General features: G+C 41.4%; 18 protein-coding genes. 3 read left to right on the top strand and 15 right to left on the bottom strand.

Features of this window, described 5'->3' with window-relative positions:
• Nucleotides 1-264 precede the first annotated feature (264 nt).
• The 3 genes from AC6CIF_RS15575 to AC6CIF_RS15565 all read right to left on the bottom strand — a co-directional run bounded on the left by AC6CIF_RS15575 (nt 265) and on the right by AC6CIF_RS15565 (nt 3,666).
• Complete coding sequence (locus AC6CIF_RS15575) at nt 265-2,736, bottom strand: FAD-dependent oxidoreductase (protein WP_076331721.1); 2,472 nt, start codon at nt 2,734-2,736, stop codon at nt 265-267.
• Entirely contained in the window at nt 2,733-3,026 is a 294-nt protein-coding gene (locus tag AC6CIF_RS15570) for an ArsR/SmtB family transcription factor (protein ID WP_076331795.1), read from the bottom strand. The genes AC6CIF_RS15575 and AC6CIF_RS15570 overlap by 4 nt, the downstream gene beginning before the upstream one ends.
• Nucleotides 3,027-3,225: 199 nt before the next feature.
• Nucleotides 3,226-3,666, bottom strand: a complete 441-nt coding sequence (locus AC6CIF_RS15565; RefSeq protein WP_076331722.1) for an Lrp/AsnC family transcriptional regulator — start codon at nt 3,664-3,666, stop codon at nt 3,226-3,228.
• A gap of 121 nt (nt 3,667-3,787) precedes the next feature.
• Between AC6CIF_RS15565 and AC6CIF_RS15560 the strand changes: the two genes are divergently transcribed.
• On the top strand, nt 3,788-4,336 hold the full coding sequence (locus tag AC6CIF_RS15560; protein ID WP_076331723.1) for a cysteine hydrolase family protein: 549 nt from the start codon (nt 3,788-3,790) through the stop codon (nt 4,334-4,336).
• Between the two features lie 177 nt (nt 4,337-4,513).
• On the opposite strand, the gene AC6CIF_RS15555 is transcribed toward AC6CIF_RS15560, so the two are convergent.
• The 11 genes from AC6CIF_RS15555 to ytxJ all read right to left on the bottom strand — a co-directional run bounded on the left by AC6CIF_RS15555 (nt 4,514) and on the right by ytxJ (nt 13,515).
• Nucleotides 4,514-5,944 carry a 6-phospho-beta-glucosidase gene (locus AC6CIF_RS15555; protein ID WP_076331724.1) on the bottom strand — a complete coding sequence of 477 codons (1,431 nt, stop codon included), beginning with the start codon at nt 5,942-5,944 and terminating at the stop codon, nt 4,514-4,516.
• Nucleotides 5,945-5,986: 42 nt separating this feature from the next.
• On the bottom strand, nt 5,987-7,918 hold the full coding sequence (locus tag AC6CIF_RS15550) for a beta-glucoside-specific PTS transporter subunit IIABC (protein WP_076331725.1): 1,932 nt from the start codon (nt 7,916-7,918) through the stop codon (nt 5,987-5,989).
• A 107-nt stretch (nt 7,919-8,025) separates the two neighbouring features.
• Nucleotides 8,026-8,868, bottom strand: coding sequence for a BglG family transcription antiterminator LicT (gene licT, locus AC6CIF_RS15545; protein ID WP_498200347.1), 843 nt, complete (start codon nt 8,866-8,868; stop codon nt 8,026-8,028).
• 233 nt (nt 8,869-9,101) lie between these two features.
• On the bottom strand, nt 9,102-9,500 hold the full coding sequence (locus AC6CIF_RS15540; protein ID WP_076331727.1) for a rhodanese-like domain-containing protein: 399 nt from the start codon (nt 9,498-9,500) through the stop codon (nt 9,102-9,104).
• A 101-nt stretch (nt 9,501-9,601) separates the two neighbouring features.
• Nucleotides 9,602-10,165 carry a TlpA family protein disulfide reductase gene (locus tag AC6CIF_RS15535; RefSeq protein ID WP_083679525.1) on the bottom strand — a complete coding sequence of 188 codons (564 nt, stop codon included), beginning with the start codon at nt 10,163-10,165 and terminating at the stop codon, nt 9,602-9,604.
• A 16-nt stretch (nt 10,166-10,181) separates the two neighbouring features.
• Nucleotides 10,182-10,886 carry a cytochrome c biogenesis CcdA family protein gene (locus tag AC6CIF_RS15530; protein WP_076331797.1) on the bottom strand — a complete coding sequence of 235 codons (705 nt, stop codon included), beginning with the start codon at nt 10,884-10,886 and terminating at the stop codon, nt 10,182-10,184.
• Nucleotides 10,887-10,938: 52 nt separating this feature from the next.
• Nucleotides 10,939-11,619, bottom strand: coding sequence for a hypothetical protein (locus AC6CIF_RS15525; protein ID WP_076331728.1), 681 nt, complete (start codon nt 11,617-11,619; stop codon nt 10,939-10,941).
• A 141-nt stretch (nt 11,620-11,760) separates the two neighbouring features.
• Nucleotides 11,761-12,102, bottom strand: coding sequence for a thioredoxin family protein (locus AC6CIF_RS15520; protein ID WP_076331729.1), 342 nt, complete (start codon nt 12,100-12,102; stop codon nt 11,761-11,763).
• 40 nt (nt 12,103-12,142) lie between these two features.
• Complete coding sequence (locus AC6CIF_RS15515) at nt 12,143-12,634, bottom strand: OsmC family protein (RefSeq protein ID WP_076331730.1); 492 nt, start codon at nt 12,632-12,634, stop codon at nt 12,143-12,145.
• Nucleotides 12,635-12,670: 36 nt separating this feature from the next.
• Nucleotides 12,671-13,135, bottom strand: coding sequence for a DinB family protein (locus AC6CIF_RS15510; RefSeq protein WP_076331731.1), 465 nt, complete (start codon nt 13,133-13,135; stop codon nt 12,671-12,673).
• Nucleotides 13,136-13,176: 41 nt separating this feature from the next.
• A complete protein-coding gene (ytxJ, locus tag AC6CIF_RS15505; RefSeq protein WP_076331732.1) occupies nt 13,177-13,515 on the bottom strand; it encodes a bacillithiol system redox-active protein YtxJ in 339 nt (112 codons plus the stop codon).
• 225 nt (nt 13,516-13,740) lie between these two features.
• Between ytxJ and AC6CIF_RS15500 the strand changes: the two genes are divergently transcribed.
• Entirely contained in the window at nt 13,741-14,415 is a 675-nt protein-coding gene (locus AC6CIF_RS15500; RefSeq protein ID WP_076331733.1) for a GntR family transcriptional regulator, read from the top strand.
• A 161-nt stretch (nt 14,416-14,576) separates the two neighbouring features.
• Here AC6CIF_RS15500 and AC6CIF_RS15495 read toward each other — a convergent pair whose 3' ends face one another.
• Nucleotides 14,577-15,899, bottom strand: a complete 1,323-nt coding sequence (locus AC6CIF_RS15495) for a 6-phospho-beta-glucosidase (protein ID WP_076331734.1) — start codon at nt 15,897-15,899, stop codon at nt 14,577-14,579.
• Nucleotides 15,900-16,037: 138 nt separating this feature from the next.
• Between AC6CIF_RS15495 and AC6CIF_RS15490 the strand changes: the two genes are divergently transcribed.
• On the top strand, nt 16,038-17,003 hold the full coding sequence (locus AC6CIF_RS15490) for a LacI family DNA-binding transcriptional regulator (RefSeq protein WP_076331735.1): 966 nt from the start codon (nt 16,038-16,040) through the stop codon (nt 17,001-17,003).
• Nucleotides 17,004-17,220: the final 217 nt, after the last annotated feature.

Below are 17,220 nucleotides of genomic sequence, written 5' to 3'. Positions count from 1 at the left end.
TTTACAACAAGTCCTAGATACATAAATGAAAGAATAAAGTAGGATCTGCTACAAAACTGTACGCGATATATCGCTCTTCTCTTGTGTATTTGTTCTTATTGGCCAAAAAGGCCGAAAAGCAGCTCTCTGTGCATGACAGAAAGCACTTTTCGGCCTTTTTTCAGGTAATACAGATAATGCGATTAAGGAAAGCATGTCTCTACGCTTACCCTCTAACTTCTCTAAGACAATGTCATTTGGTGTTCTTTGAAAGTAGGAATTGACTTAAATAAACAGGTTATGATTAGCTTGGGATGCTTCTCCCAGATAGTAACCGACCCCACCAATTGTAACTTGATCTATTAATTCTTCACGCTGAATGCCCATTAAATCCATGGACATTTGGCAGGCTACCAACTCAGCCCCTTGTGCAATGACGGACTCTATCAACTCTTCTAAAGACGGAACGTTATTATTTTTCATCAGGCCACGGATAATTTTTGGACCAACACCAAGCATATTCATTTTGGACATGCCAAGCTTTTTGCTTCCACGTGGCAGCATCATATCAAACATCCGGCCAATCATGGTTTTGGATACAGGCTGCGTCTGATGCTTCCGAATAACATTCAATCCCCAAAATGTGAAAAACATCGTTACTTTACGTCCACTTGCTGCAGCTCCATTTGCAATAATAAGAGAGGCAATGGCTTTATCTAGATCGCCGCTAAAGACAACCATCGTGCTAGCGGGATCATGGTGGCTAGGCGAATCGGAAATGGGTTTTACTGAATTCTTGGCAATGACAGCCTCAATAATTCCGCCTTTGATTCGTTCCAGATGTAAGAGTGCGGACCCAGACATGGTTGCCCATGCTTTCACATCTTCATAGAATCCTGGATCGGAAGCTTTAACCCGCAAGGTCTCTCCATTCGATAGTTGATCCATTTTCTGCTTCACTTGTATCAGCGGACCCGGACAACTTAAACCGCATACATTCAACTCATTATCGATACGCTGTGGCTCAGTCGAAGCAGTGGGAATTGGCCCTGATTCCTTCACGCCTAGCCCAGGCTCATGATGATCTGGTTTTGCAGGAGAAAATGGAGCCGGCTTAAACTGGGCTTGGCGATATGTTTTATAGCCTCCACTCAAGTTTTTCACGCTAAATCCATGCTGACGCAGGATTTGCGAAGCCGTATATCCACGTAAACCAACCTGACAGTATACCCAGATATCTTTGGATGAGTCTAGTTCATCTAACCGCTGACGAAGCTCATCCACTGAAATATTTATTGAACCCGGAATATTCCCATTACGATGCTCCAGAGCACTGCGAACATCCAGTAGTATAGACTGGTCTGGCTTGCGCTCAGACAGCTGATCATAGGTGAACGTTTGAACACGTCCAGCTGTAATATTCTCTGCTGCGTACCCAGCCATATTCACTGGATCTTTTGCAGAAGAATAAGGTGGGGCGTAACTCAGTTCAAGCTCGGTTAAATCTCGGATATGACCGCCAAAATGTATGGCTACAGCAATATCATCAATCCGTTTATCCACTCCGTCATAACCGACTGCTTGTGCACCTAGAATCTTACCTTCCGGTGTGAAAAGCAACTTAAGAGTAATCGTGCTGGAACCTGGATAATACGATGCATGAGAGGCAGGATGCACGATTACGGTTCTATAATCAACACCAAGACGCTTTAGTGTTTTTTCATTGCTCCCCGTAGTTGCTCCTGTCATTCCAAATACTTTGATAATGGACGTACCTTGTGTTCCTTTGTATGTGGAACTAAGTCCGGCAATTCGATCAGCAACAATTCTTCCCTGTTTATTGGCAGGTCCGGCAAGTGGAATAGCTGTCTTCGTACCATGAATGGTCTCAGTTACTTCGATGGCATCGCCAACTGCATAAATATGTGGCACGCTGCTTTCTAGAGCTTCATTTACAATGATATGTCCACGTGTGCCCAGAGAAACGCCGCTACTTTTCAGAAAAGATGTATCCGGGGTTACCCCTATCGCAAGAATAACCAGGTCAGCTGTCAGAACATGACCATCAGCAAGCTCTACTCCAATGCCCTGCTCAAGGGAATGAAATCCCTGAACACGCTGGGAGAACAGCATGTTAACACCATTCAGCTCCATTTCCTGGGCCAAAGCTGCTGCTAATTCAGGATCAAATGGGGTGAGTAGCTGTCCATTACCCTCGATTAACGTTACTTCCAATCCAGCTTCCTTTAAGTTTTCTGCCATTTCAACACCAATAAATCCACCACCTATAACGATTGATGATCGGTTGTTAGATGAATTTATTTGTTCTTTGATACGATCAATATCAGGAATGCTACGTACGGTGTAAATCAGTGGATTGTCCTTACCCGGTATATCGGGAACCATTGGTTTTGCACCTGGTGACAAAATTAACTCATCATAGCTTTCTTCATAATGGCCACGCTCTTGGCTCTGCACTCGAACCGTACGTTTTTGCGGATCAATAGCCATGACCTCGCTTTTTGTACGCACATCAATACGAAAGCGATCTGCCATCCCTTTTGGTGTTTGTACCAGCAGACGCTCTCGCTCATCAATCGAGCCACCAATATAATAAGGTAAACCACAATTGGCAAACGATATATAGGGGCCTTTCTCAAAGATAATAATTTCGGCATGTTCATCCAGACGGCGCAGCCGTGCAGCCGCAGATGCACCCCCAGCTACACCGCCAACAATCAGTATTTTTTTGCTCATGATTCACAGTCTTCCTTTCCAAACAAAGTAATTATAATCTGTTCGACCCGTTGATCGGCAAGCACATAATTCACTTCAAGACCATTCCGTTCTGTAGCGACAATACCGGCACTGCGAAGCTTCTGCAAGTGCTGTGATACGGTTGATTGGGGAAGATCCAGACACTCCTGCATATATGAAACATTACATTTCTTTTTTTGCATCAGTCCACGCACAATACATAAACGAATCGGGTGAGATAAAGCTTTCAGCAGATTAGCGGGTTCGTCGAACTGTTTTAAAGTATTCATATCAAAAGCGGGTGTGGTCAAAAGTATCCCTCCTAAACCGTTATAACGTAATATTACGATATAACGGTTTTTATGTCAATGTGCTCTCTTAAATTCACATTCATCACGCAGCGCTTTATTCTGAGAAAAGGTATAAAACACATTGAACGAGGAATTATACCTTTTTAGTTGTTACTTATAGAAAATTAAATACGTTTAGTCATGTAGTAGTTATAGAATTCTGTTTTTTTATTTCTTGTATAGATAGATGTAAAGTATAATTCCCATACTCAAGAATATCGTCCAGAAAACGATTCAATTGCTCTTGAGAGCTAGTTTTAATTTTTAAATGGTAACAGCCTTCTCCCGATACGCGGTGAACCTCTAATACCTCCCTTCGATCGTCCATTAATCTTATAAACGAATGATGGTTAGCTGTTTTCATATAGAAAATGATAAAAGCTGTAAAGGTTAGTCCCATTTTCGTTTCATCAACTATTGCAGAATAACCTTTTATAACACCACTTTCCTCAAGTTTTTTTATACGATTTCCTACTGCTTGCCCTGTCATATGAATCTGTTCACCTAATTCTTTCCATTGGATACGTGCATTTTCAGATAGTATCCGAAGGATCTGAAAATCAATATGATCAAGTTCCATAATAAATTCCTTTCACCATGAATTTTTTTAGGACAAAAGTGTTTCGTTAACTTATCGAATAAAATTACAATTCGATTTATGATTATAGTGTAACAAAATATTTTATACGAGGTGGAGAATAATGAGCACAGCTCTAATTATTGTAGATATTCAAAATGACTATTTCCCGAATGGGAAGATGGAATTAAGCAATCCTGAAAAAGCAGCTTCTAATGCTGCAAAAGTGCTTGATTGGTTCAGAAAAAACCACAAGGATAATATTTTCCATGTTCAACATATCGCAAGTGACCCAGCGATTGGTTTCTTTCTTCCAGATTCGGAAGGTGTAAAAATACATGAGGCTGTTCTACCATTAGAAAATGAAAGTATTATTATAAAGCACTCCCCTAACAGCTTTTTGAATACCGAATTACAAAGCAAACTTAAAGAGAAAGAAATAACCAAAGTAGTGGTTGTAGGGATGATGACACATATGTGTATTGATGCAACCGTTAGAGCTGCAGTGGATCTCGGCTATGAAACAACACTTATTGAAGATGCATGTGCAACGAGAGAGCTATCCTATCAAAATAAGGTCGTACCAGCTGAACAGGTCCATTATGCCTTTGTCGGCGCACTTAATGGCATGTATTGCGATGTGAAATCGACTGAAGATTTCACATCGCAATAAGAAATAAACACGATATTACAGAGCACAATAGTTCAGATCAAAGTTGAAGGTGAAAAACTTCGCAACCAGTTGCAAAATTATTTTATTGTAAAATAATAAAATTAGAAAACATAAGGTCACTTCCACTCTGTCAAGCAAAGTGGGAGTGACCTTTGTTTATGTTGACCTTATTATGAATTAGGCATCCAGATTCTGACCATTGGACTCAATAACCTTCTTGTACCATTCGAATGATTTTTTCTTGGAGCGTTTTAATGTTCCTTGACCATCATCGTCCCGGTCAACATAAATGAATCCATATCTTTTTTTCATTTCGCCGGTACTGGCACTCACAATATCAATCGGTCCCCAGACAGTATACCCAAGCAAATCAACGCCGTCGTAGTCGACAGCATCTCTCATCGCCTGAATATGCTCGCTTAGATAAGCAATTCGATAGTCATCTTCAACATATCCGTTCTCATTCGCTATATCTGCAGCACCGAGCCCATTTTCTACGATGAATAAAGGTTTTTGATATCGATCATAAATGTTGTTCATCGTAATCCGCAAACCGAGTGGATCAATTTGCCAGCCCCAGTCACTAGCTTTCAAGTAGGGGTTAGGCAAGCTGGGGAACAAATTGCCTCCAATCGTATCCGTTTGTGTAGGATCCGCGCTAACCACACTGGAAGAATAGTACGAGAATCCGATAAAATCAACGGTGTGCTGTTTAAGTAATTCCTGATCCCCTTTTTCGAATGGGAGAACTATATTTTTGCGCTCAAGATCTTTGAGTGTATACGCAGGATACTCACCTCTCACCTGAACGTCAATGAAGAAGTAGCTTTGGTTCTCAACCTGCTTCGCTTTCCATATATCCTGTGGGTGGCATGTTCTAGGATACGGAGCATTGGCGGCAAGCATACAACCTACCATATTTTCCGGATCAACTTCATGGGCAATTTTGGCGGCCAACGCACTGGCTACCAGTTCATGGTGACTGGCTGTGAACTTTACAGCTTCTGCATCTTCGTGTTCTTCAATGAACAGCCCCGCTGCTAAAAATGGAGCTTCCAGAACCATGTTAATTTCATTGAAAGTAATCCAATATTTAACCAGACCTTTGTAACGATTGAATATTACGGTACACAGTCTTTCATAGAAATGAACCATTTTTCTGTTCCGCCATGAACCATACTCCTTGACCAAATGCATTGGAACATCAAAGTGAGTAATGGTGACGAGGGGTTCAATATTATACTTTTGGCACTCTTTGAACAAGTCTTCGTAGAATTGAAGCCCAGCCTCATTAGGCTCTGTCTCATCCCCCTTGGGAAAAATACGACTCCACGCAATCGACAAGCGATATACCTTGAAACCCATTTCGGCAAACAAGGCAATATCTTCTTTAAAATGGTGATACATATCGATTGCTTCTTTGGCAGGATAGTAATAATTTTCGTCAAAGTCAAACATTTTAGTTTTTCCCATAAGCACACTTTCTCGCACGTCGCCAGTCGGGCTCAAATCAACGTTTGCTAGTCCTCTGCCGTCCGCATTGTAAGCTCCCTCTGATTGGTTGGCCGAGGTTGCTCCTCCCCATAAGAACCCATCTTTAAATCCCAAATTTATCGTCTCCCTCTATTTATAAAATATATAATTATTCTCTTACAACAAGCCTGTAAGCAGCACATCGCCTGCGTTCACTTTATTTTCTTTGGTCTCGACGATTTCCAGATAATTCTCCGTGTTTGTAACAATCATTGGCGTTTCTAAGGAGTATCCTTCTTTCTCGATCTCAGCAATGTTAAATTCGACCAGTTTCTGTCCCTGTTGCACAATGTCCCCTTCTTGAACGAAGCTTTCAAAGTGTTTTCCTTTCAACCGAACAGTGTTAAAACCAATGTGAATCAATACTTCCATTCCTTCATCCGAAATTATTCCAACGGCATGTTTGGTCGGGAATAGCGTAACGATCCTTCCGGCAAAGGGGGCAAACAGCTCGCCTGTAGAAGGACGAATTCCAATCCCTCGGCCAAGTAGTTCTTGCGAGAAAGCCCCATCCTGCACATCTTTAATCGGAATGATCTCCCCGTTCATCGGACTGAGCATCGTATGTTTTTTTCCAGTCTTAGACATCGATTGAGGTGGATCTACAGACAATGTAGCAGAGTCAGCTTCCGTCTTATCATCCTTAAACATGACGAGTGTTAATGCAAACGAGACAACCATGGCAAACACTACACCAATGATGGCAATCATAATATTAGACGTGCCTGGTTCATTAGGGTCGAACATCGTCAAAAACTCAAATATACCAAATCCACCAAAAGTAAACTCTCTAAGGTTGTACAGTCCATAAAATCCACCGGCAACACCCGAAACGATACAGCTCATAATAAACAGCTTCTTGCGCGGCAGGATAATACCGTAAACGACAGGTTCAGTGATGCCAAACAATGCAGAAATGGCCGAAGGGAAGCCAAGAGCCTTAAGCTTTTTATCCTTGGTTTTCACGATAATTGCAAGCACAATGGCCAACTGGGCAAATGATGTTGCAAAGACGGAAGCCATGATGGTGTCGTAACCCATGCTCGTAATGTTGTTAATATATAAAGGGATGAGTCCCCAATGCAGTCCGAACACGACAAGTACTTGCCAGGAGAGCCCCAAAAGGAATCCTGCAAATAATGGACTTGCGTCTCGTGCCACCAGTATGCCTTGAGCAATCAATTCAGACGCATAACTCGCAACAGGTCCGATCAATAAGAAGCCCAAGGATAAGGAAATCAGCACCGTGACCATCGGTACCATGAAAAATTTAACCGCACTCGGAACAATTTTATCCAGCGTACGTTGAACTTTAGAAGCAAAGTAAACTACGATGATGATTGGGAGAACAGTGGATGTGTAGTTCATACTGATCAATGGAACGCCGAACACATCCAGATAAACTGGAGAACTGAAGGCAGATCCGCTGAATAGCGTGTAAAGTGGCTCTCTGGATCCTGCCAAGGCATCCAACTGAATAGCGGGGTAACACATAGCTAATCCAATGAGTATGCCGATAAAGGGTTGTACTTTAAACTTGTTAGCAGATGTATATCCCAAAAATACAGGGAGGAACATGAACATAGCATCCCCCATGGTATTAATGATCATATATGCCCCGCTATCCGTTGTATAAAGATTTAGTGTGCTCAACAACGTATTGAAGCCTTTCAGCATCCCTGCAGCTAATAGAATGCCGAGAATAGGTTGAAACAAGTTTGATATTACATCAATGAAAGCGTCCAGCGGCTTTTTCTTTTTAACATCTTTTTCGGTTGAAGAACTCGTATTGTCTGGATTCAGTTTAACCAGTGAGCTAACCTCCGAATAAACTTCAGAAACATGATTTCCAATAACGACTTGATATTGCCCACCTGAACGTAAGACAGTTACTACCCCGTCCAGCTTTTTCATAACTTCATCATTGGGTATGGAATCGTCCTTCAGATGAAATCTTAACCTTGTAACGCAATGAGTGAGGTCACCGATGTTATCTGATCCCCCTAATTGATTCACAATCTCTTCCGCTAACTGCTGATATTTTCCCATTATGTTCTCCTCCATATTCTAGCTGAAACAGCATAGTGAAGGGTTTGGCCAACTTAATGTCACCATCCTGGCTTGCTTTTAAACCCTCACCTCCTTTCATAGTTACGTTATGATCGTGTCTTATACACCACACGTTGAATGTGGACCGTCAAATACAGCTTTTCTTCACCCGTAAGGCTGTAATTGTAGTTGTTTTTGATGTAGGTTTCGATTTTCCCGACACAACGAAACGCATTCGGATGTTTCTCTTTTATCACATCCAGAAGATCCTGATCGCTTTCATTCTCATGTAAATTTCCACTGATTAATCTTTGAGCAAAAAATTTCAGATGCGTAATAAATCGATAGAATGCTACGGATTGCTCATCGAATTCAATTTGAAAATAATACCTGACAATGTCGCTAATTTCCTGAATGATTTTGGTCACTCTGTAGATATCCTGACTTTCTTGGCGATCCTCCGCATTGACGATGTGCAAAGCAAGGAAACCAGCCTCATCTTCCGGAAACTGAATATCAAAAGACTCCTTGATGAATTGAAGCGCCTTCAAACCAACTTTATACTCATCCGCGTAAAACCGTTTAATATCCCAAAGTAAAGCATTTTTGAGGGAGATTCCGTCACTAAAACGGCTTACGGTTGAGAAAATATGGTCGCTGAGCGATATATATATACTATCATTCAGTTTTTTGCCTAACGTCATTTTTGCGAAATTTATGATTCTATCCGCAACATCGAAGTAATCTAAAGGGATTTCCGTCAGAAGTTCCTGGAATTTGATAAATGCCTCCTTGGTAGAAAGGGAGTAAATTTTATCAATGCTTTGCTCGTCAAGAGCATCGCCTATTCTCTTTTGGTAAGCAATTCCTTTGCCCATCACAATGACTTCCTGGCCCAATTTATCTTGTGTAACCGCCACATTATTGTTAAGGATCTTAAGAATAATCATCTCATTTCCCCCTTAATACAAATAAAAAGACCCACCCGCACATCTCGAAATAAACGCTAAATATAGCGCAAATTCACGATGTGCAAGCAGGTCTAGCTTGTAATTAAACAATCACTATCCTTAACTCGCATTCTCATTATAGCCGCGGCCGAAAGATTTAGCAATAACCATTTTAATTTGTTCAACTGCTTGTTTTTGCCTTAAATCTGTTGCACAGCCATTAATGAAACGCTTCATTGCATACATGGACACGGAGATGCCACGTTTCCCTTATTAGTTGAAAGAAAACAACCTCTAACAGCATACAACTGCCGAAAGCCCCGACGTGCCAGAATTCTGGCAGCTTTTTTTCGCTGAATCCAACTGCGGGAAAAGATGAATACTTCATCATGCGGCTCAATATGTTTGCTCCACAATACAGGCAGTCTGCCAACCGAGATATTTATTGTGCCCGGAATATGACCAGTCCAATACTCGCTCGCGTCTCTGACATCCAGGATTTTCACCTTTCCCCAACGTTCTTGAGTGAGGTCCAAGTCCTCGATATTAATATAAGTAAGGGAACGCAGAGGCCATAGTTGAGTCAGTCCCCATATACCCGTCAGCCCCAATAAGATATAAATCAATGTCATCGTACTATCCCTTCCTCCACAAAATTGCAAGACCTGAAACTTGCTTGAACTTTCTCCCAAGCTACGTGACAAGGCCAGACATCCTTCTTACCAAAAGCGTTTCAATTCATGGAATCCATCGCTGTTTTCATCGTATCGTACGTAATTGCACCTTGAAATTTTTGGCGAATAACCCCACTGGAATCAATCATATAGGTGGTCGGGTACGAGTGGATCGCAAATAAATCAGCTACCCGTGCCTTCTCATCTTTCAAAATAGGGAAGGTTACATTATATTTTCGAAGGAATGTTGACACATCCTCTATCGAATCTTCCGTATAACTCAAATTGATCCCTATGACGACAACGTTCTGATCTTTATACTCTTCATGAAATTTCTCGATATGTGGCATTTCGGCACGACACGGCGGGCACCAAGTGGCCCAGAAATTCAGCAAAACCCGTTTTCCCTTCAATTCAGTCAGCGACATTTCTTCGTTATCCAGGGATGCCAGCTCAAAATTTGGTGCAATTTTGCCCACCTGGATGCCTGTTTCTATGCCGTTGATGCCGTTCGCGTTATCATGAAACTTCAATTCATTTTGTTCGCGCAGATGATCGTAGACTCCCCATACAACCAAGCCTGTCAGAAAAACGCCAACGAGCATATTACGAATATTTTTCACGAGCAGTAGTCCTCCATTAGAAACTGAAAAATGAGTACTTGGCAAGCATTGCACTTAATCGTTGGAAACTCCCGGTATACAGCATAACGCCCAAAGCCACCATGATGGCTCCATTGAATATGCTCAACAGAGGAAGGGCCCGATTAATGAGCTTAACGATTGATAGCGAAAATGTAACTAAAAGTGAAATAAGCAAAAAAGGAATACCTAAGCCTAATGAATAAGCCGCTAAGAAACCAATCCCTTGATATAGAGATTCAGAAGAACCAGCCAAGATTAATATGGAGGATAATGCGAGTCCTACACACGGCGTCCAACCTGCACCAAAGGCCAGTCCGAGAAAAAAGGAACCGAACCAGCCACCATATTTTTTTTCGTTTTGCAATGGCTTGGAATTCATCAATAACTTGAGTTTCAGCAAACCCATCATCTGCAATCCGAATACGATAATTAAAATACCGCCGAACTTCTCGATTAATTCCCTGCGCATAGAAATGAAACTTCCGATGGCACTAGCGGAAGCTCCCATCAATACGAAAATAACGCCAAAACCAAGGATAAAACCGATCGATCGGAGGAATAATTGTTTCCGATTCGCCGCAATCCTTCCTGCTTCAACCATTGTATCCGAGATATGTGAAACATAAGCAGGTACAAGCGGGAAGACACAAGGGGAGAAAAACGAAAGCGCACCTGCTGTAAATGCTACTAAAAGCGTCACTTGTTCCAAATCGTCACTCCTTCACGGATTTGATTCCCCCATAGAATAAAAATCAATCGTGTTCGGTTCGCCTCTCCAGCATGATTTTAGTCAAAAAAGAGATGCCTGCTGCACTAAGAAAAAACAGCTGTTCAGCCGCAATCCCGTAAACAACAATCTCATTGTCTCCGTTCACAAAGGCGATCACTGTTCTGCCCATGCTGTACCATAAGACGGTTACTACCAATCCTAGAAAAGAAAACATTCGTTTGTTGCTGGATTTGAATTGAGCGATGACCATAACCAGGCCGAGCAAGCCTAACGCTAAAGATCGAACTCCTCCTTGGAGAAGGATAAAATATAACAGGCTATACAAGGCTGATGAAGCCAGGTAGAACGTCAGCAAGAGGTCAGGGAACATAAAGAAAGAAAGTTTCTTTCTCCACGTATGAATCATCAACACGATGCAGCCATACAAGGTAGCAATCCAGAGGCCGTTTGTTCCTCCGTTAAAGTAGATCAGGGACAACGGATCGTGAATGACTAGCTGAAAGTCCAAAATCAGCGGGCTGAATTTCCAAATCAAGAGACCTGCAATCAAAATGTTGTTCATGAGATGATCGATCGAAGTTCCTTCAATGTTTCGCAGTACATGCAGACGCCATTTTAAGACTAAATACCCTGCAAGTACGGAAGCACTTCTGATCAACAGTTCCAGGCTAATATTGAAAGAACCAATTGTAATAGACTCCAAGGCGTATCTCCTATTCGAGTGCACAGCCGGCACAAGTAATCAAGGGAAATGAATCAAGCTGGCTCCAAATTTGATAGGTGCCAGCTTGATTAAGTGTGACTTTTGCCCGCTGTCGTTCCCAAGAGTTCAGATTCATTGGGTTTACATGGACTGGGTGTACAGTTCATATATCTGATCAAGTTTATGCTTCAATTCGTTAAAGCGAACAAATCGATCTGCTCTAACATATTCCTTCTGTTCTATGATCAGCAACATGATCGGAGCTGTGAAAATCATATATTTCTCTGCTATGCTCTCTACATCGTGAATGTTGATATGCCCCAATTGAATCAAAGGATATTCTTCTAATAGTGTTCTGATCTTAGGGAGCAATGCATGACAAACACTGCAATTCGTTTGAGATACATATAAAAAACTTAATTCATGTTCATCAACAAACCGTTCCACCATATCCAGCGAAGTTAATTCCATCATTTCTTTCATGTCTGTATCCTCACTGACGATCCTGCATTATGAATGAACGTCAATCCCAGTTTAGTTGGTTTTCCTCAATGTATTGACTTACTACATCTGTATCAGATTCAATCTCTACTTTGCCTTCGACTTCAATCTGAACGCCTGCTTTTTTGAGCAGATTTCCTACTTCACACGCCTGCTCCGCACTAATCATGATTTTGCGCACAGACTGAATCTGCTCTTCAGTGGAATTCGCGGACAAAATAACTTGAGGAAGATGGACAATTCGAAATCCTTCTTCTTTGGAATTTACAGCCTCTGTGTTCATCACTATTCCAGTAACTGACAGTTGCTTCTGTTCCAACATATACACGAGTGTCATAATGTAACAAGTAGTGGCAGAGGAAACCAATAATTCTTTAGGATTGGCTCCTTCCCCACTCCCTCCCGAAGACTCGGGAATCGCGATATTCGTTTTAAGATAATCTGCCTTCAGCCTACCGCTACCTTTAGTGTCTTTATACCATGCAGTGTTCAAATTAGATTTCATATCGGCCATGTCGATCCGCTCCTTTTATTATCCAGTCAGTTTCCCTTAGACGATGCGCTTTAAGGCATGGATGAATCCCGTATGCATCGCTTCGTGATACAGGGCTAAGTTACACACTTCCCCCATGCTATTCAATTGGAGAACAGGTCCCAATTTCAATGGTTCTGGCAGGGTTTCATCAGAATAAATCTCTACGTGTTGTTTGATGCGTACAACCTGATCCTGCAACTGCGCAAGTAATGTTGACAACGGAATGAGCTCACCTGTCCAGTCAGAGGGTTTGGTACCGGGAGCGAACAAGCTGGTATATTCCTTAGGTAGGCCAGAAGTTTGGAGATTGTTGAAAATAAACATTTCAGCTACTGTAAGAATGTGCCCAACATTCCAACGTATAGTGTTACTGAATCCGACGGGTTGTTTGTCGGCGCTAGTTTCGGATACCGATTCCAATACTTTGTATAAATTTCCGCGAGTGATATCTAATTGTTTGGCAAAGTGTGAATAATTCATTGTATACCATCCTTCATTTTAGGTTTATAAAGTAGTAGTTATTAGTTCAAAACAGCGGCTATGTGTTCTTTTGTAATCGACCAATGAGAGGTAGTCCAAAATTTCTCTTTGTTATTAACATAGATAATTTGAGGAGATTCATGTTTAACATCAAGATCGTGAGTAATTTGATTAGACACATGACGCGATTCAAAGACCTTAACAAGATAAAAATCAATGTCTTCAGTGTGGCTCTCTTTGATGTACTGTTCGTATTCCCCTAGTGCATTCGCACTCACTGGGCATGTAGTGCTATGCTTAAGTATTATCTTTCCGCGTTGATCCGACTGTTCCAATACTTCTTTCCATTGGTCCAGTGTCGATATCTCTTTCCAGTTCAACAAAATCACTCCTTAGTAGAATAATCATTTCTTGATGTCTAGTTACATAGTTAATTGGTTAACTAGGATAATGTTATTCGAATGATTTATATTTGTCAAGATGATCTGTTCTCATATAAAACCATTATTCCTATTGTTTATTCCCTTCATTGATTTTTGTGAACGATTGTTTTAATATTGAGCTTATCTAGAACACTAGTTAACCCAGAAAGTTGGATGGTTATTATGGAACATTCTCGTTTGCCCTTCAAAACAGATCCCCAATCTCCACTGCCTATTAATGTGCAAATTAAAGAACAAATTAAATGGCTGATCAGTAAAGACTTTCTGAGAGCGGATGATGCTTTGCCTTCAACGAATGAATTAGCGGAGCAGCTCTCTGTTAATAGAAACACGATACAGTGGATATATTCACAGCTCAAAGAAGAAGGACTGCTGATCATGCAAAAAGGACGAGGAACTCAAATAGCTAATGAAGACCGGATAAAGGAATTCAAGCAGCAAAATCCTTATTTTTCATTCGTGGAGAAGACCGTAAAAGACGCATTTGAACAAGGTTTCAATATAGAAAATGTCATGTTGTCAGGATTTGCATATACACAATTATTTGGAGCCAAACACGAGAAGAAGAAGCATTACCTTTTCATTGAATGCAAAACAATGGCCTGCCTGTTTTATCTGGAGGAAATCCAGCGTCGTTCATCGGCAGACATTCAATCGATTGATATTTCATCACCAGACGAGGAGCTTTTTCAAGCTATACAAAAAGCGGATGTGGTAGTTACCGTGAACGAAATGACGGAAGTTGTAAAAAAGAAAGCTGGATCCTCAGAAACAAAAATAATATCTGTAAGCTCGTCCCAAGATGTGACTCTGTTATTCGACATGCTATTGCAATAAGAGCAAACGTATACGATTGGATTTACTTTTTATGTAAGCAATTACTCAGAATATCCTTGAATTCGGTACGAATTAATCCACCCCGTTGAATTCAGGGATATTCTGTGTAATCAGGTGACTAATGCTGATGAATATTCGTGATCTTGTTAACCATTCTTACTTTATTGATGAAACTGTGGTAAATAAGCTCGGTGGGCTTCAAGCAACTCATCCAGCAAGGCCTTTGCTGTGTCGCCACTTTGAACAAGCGGATTCATGGTAAATGCTTGTAATGCCGTAGCATAATCGCCTGTCACAGCGGCTTCTATAGTGAGTTCTTCCATTGCTTTCATTACTTGTAACAATCCTCGTTGTGCGGAAGGGAATGAGCCAAAATGTAAAGGTTCTGCACCGTGAGAAGTAATCATGCTTGTAATTTCAATCGCACTCTCACTTGGCAGATCACTGATTGCCCCGTTGTTCCGAGTGCTTACAACCATTCGAGTCCCTTTATCGTTATAAATGGAATTGATGATCTCACATGCAGCATCACTATAATGCGCACCACCTCTTTTTTCCAGCTCTTTCGGTTTGTAATCCAGCGTCGGATTCCTGTAAAGTTCAAAAAGGCTTTCTTCCAACTGTTTAACGACTTGACCGCGACTACCTACTGTGTTTACTTCTTCCAGCTCTTCCTGGATCATGGCATCCGTCATGTAGTAGTAACGGTGGTATGGACAAGGAAGCATTTCCAGTTGGAGAACCTGTTCGTGCAAAAATCGCATATTTTTGATATTCTCAACCATTTTATCCGCTTTGGCTTCCGGTCCGTACATTTTATCGATTGCTTCAAGGGTAAGATCTTCTCCTGACTTATCGTAAATCTTGTGCCAGTGCAGATGGTTAATGCCCGCAAATTTGAAGAACAATTCTTCCTCCTGTTTTTCCAATACGGCTGATTCAATTTTGGTGGACATAATAGGAACATTGCATAGTCCGATCACTTTGTCCCACTTTCCGTAACGGAGAACCGCTTCCGTCACCATGCCTGCAGGATTGGTGAAGTTAATGAGCCATGCATCCGGACAGAGTTCTTTCATTTCATTGACAATATCTAAAATGACCGGAATGGTTCGAAAAGCTTTAAACATGCCTCCTGCCCCATTTGTTTCTTGTCCAATCATTCCATATTTATTGGGAATAGTTTCGTCCTTGATCCGGGCATCCATCTGCCCTACTCTAAGCTGTGTAGTTACAAAGTCAGCATCCTTTAATGCTTCCCGGCGATCTAGCGATAAATGAACTTCACAGTCGATTCCTGCGGCTTTTACCATACGCTTAGCCATGGCACCAACGACCTCGAGTTTTTCCTTCCCCGCCTCGATGTCCACAAGCCATAATTCTTTGACAGGAAGTTCATGATGGCGTTTGATAAAACCTTCCATGAGTTCCGGTGTATAGCTGGAACCACCGCCGATGGTTACAATCTTTAATCCTTTTTTCATATCTTTTCCTCCTGATGTAAGGGTTTTGAATCATAGTTGTACTGTAAATTGTGTAATGCATTACATGTCAAGCATCAATACCACGATTTATTTATAAGCTCATTGAGATGGCGAGATTACAACAAAGAGGTGGACTACATGGCAAATATCAGCGAGATTGCCCGTTTGGCGGGTGTATCCACTGCAACCATTTCACGTGTTATTAATAGGCATCCGTACGTAAGCGAATCTACCAGAAAGAAAGTAATTGAAATCATGGAACAACTGGATTATGTACCTAACGGTAATGCAATATCTCTAAAAAAGGGCGCTACCTGTTTGATTGGAATTGTTGCAGTCGCTTTCAATCCGCTACTTATCAGATTCATACAGGCCTTTACCCATTCTGCCGAGAAACACGGATTCAACATCACTCTGTTCATTACGAATGGTCAGGTAGAGAAAGAACTGGTGGCACTCGAAATGCTGAAACGGAAACAACTGGACGCTATAGTATGCGTGCTCCGAAGCAATGAGTGGAAGGTTATCGAATCCTATACCAAATATGGCCCGATCGTCACATGGCAGCGGCTTGAAAACACTAATATCCCCTCTGTGTTTATGGATCAATACGAAGCATATGGGATTGGACTCGAACACTTATACCTCAAAGGATACAGAGAGATCCTTAGTGTATATCCCATATCTAACGGACTTAACACAAAAGAGCGCATGAGAGCATACGCTGACTTTATTACCAAATATAAATTGACGGTGGACTTCCCGAATTTTCAGGATATGATTTATGTGCGAGACGGAGAAGAACTTGCAAAATGGTGGATTGCACAAACAAACAGACCTGATGCTATTTTTTGTGCTAATGATGAGGTTGCAGCCGGATTTATTGCTGAACTACGGAGGTCTAAATTTTCGGTTCCAGGGGACGTTGGGATCATCGGATTTGATAATACCGAGGTGGCTCATTTATTCGATTTGACGACAATTCATTATCCAGTTGATCAGCAAGCAGAGAATGCTTTCACGATTATTCAAAACATGCTTGATACCACTACCAAAGAGTTAATCCCTCTGAAATATACTTTAGTTGAACGACAATCAACATGACTATCACAATATTATCACCCCACATTTTTTATGAAATGATCTGGAGTTTAATTGGACTTTTTCTCTCACTTGGTCGTTTCTATCTAGAAGGTGTGAGTACAGGTAGCCTTGCTTTTGCCGGTTCGCACTGGCTTGCCACAATTCTGAAAGCCATATGGAATCCGATGGAGTTTTTGGGTTCTCCCAGAAAAACATACGAAAAACCACTAAATCGGCA

It is taken from the genome of Paenibacillus sp. GQ49 (genome assembly GCF_059759055.1).
This window is presented reverse-complemented; position numbering and strand designations above follow the sequence as displayed.

What these genes read in the sequence shown, in the direction of transcription:
- AC6CIF_RS15575 (WP_076331721.1), bottom strand. Translation starts at nt 2,736, where the DNA reads ATGAGCAAAAAAATACTGATTGTTGGCGGTGTAGCTGGGGGTGCATCT.
- AC6CIF_RS15570 (WP_076331795.1), bottom strand. Translation starts at nt 3,026, where the DNA reads ATGAATACTTTAAAACAGTTCGACGAACCCGCTAATCTGCTGAAAGCT.
- AC6CIF_RS15565 (WP_076331722.1), bottom strand. Translation starts at nt 3,666, where the DNA reads ATGGAACTTGATCATATTGATTTTCAGATCCTTCGGATACTATCTGAA.
- AC6CIF_RS15560 (WP_076331723.1), top strand. Translation starts at nt 3,788, where the DNA reads ATGAGCACAGCTCTAATTATTGTAGATATTCAAAATGACTATTTCCCG.
- AC6CIF_RS15550 (WP_076331725.1), bottom strand. Translation starts at nt 7,918, where the DNA reads ATGGGAAAATATCAGCAGTTAGCGGAAGAGATTGTGAATCAATTAGGG.
- licT (WP_498200347.1), bottom strand. Translation starts at nt 8,868, where the DNA reads ATGATTATTCTTAAGATCCTTAACAATAATGTGGCGGTTACACAAGAT.
- AC6CIF_RS15540 (WP_076331727.1), bottom strand. Translation starts at nt 9,500, where the DNA reads ATGACATTGATTTATATCTTATTGGGGCTGACGGGTATATGGGGACTG.
- AC6CIF_RS15520 (WP_076331729.1), bottom strand. Translation starts at nt 12,102, where the DNA reads ATGAAAGAAATGATGGAATTAACTTCGCTGGATATGGTGGAACGGTTT.
- AC6CIF_RS15515 (WP_076331730.1), bottom strand. Translation starts at nt 12,634, where the DNA reads ATGGCCGATATGAAATCTAATTTGAACACTGCATGGTATAAAGACACT.
- AC6CIF_RS15510 (WP_076331731.1), bottom strand. Translation starts at nt 13,135, where the DNA reads ATGAATTATTCACACTTTGCCAAACAATTAGATATCACTCGCGGAAAT.
- AC6CIF_RS15500 (WP_076331733.1), top strand. Translation starts at nt 13,741, where the DNA reads ATGGAACATTCTCGTTTGCCCTTCAAAACAGATCCCCAATCTCCACTG.
- AC6CIF_RS15495 (WP_076331734.1), bottom strand. Translation starts at nt 15,899, where the DNA reads ATGAAAAAAGGATTAAAGATTGTAACCATCGGCGGTGGTTCCAGCTAT.
- AC6CIF_RS15490 (WP_076331735.1), top strand. Translation starts at nt 16,038, where the DNA reads ATGGCAAATATCAGCGAGATTGCCCGTTTGGCGGGTGTATCCACTGCA.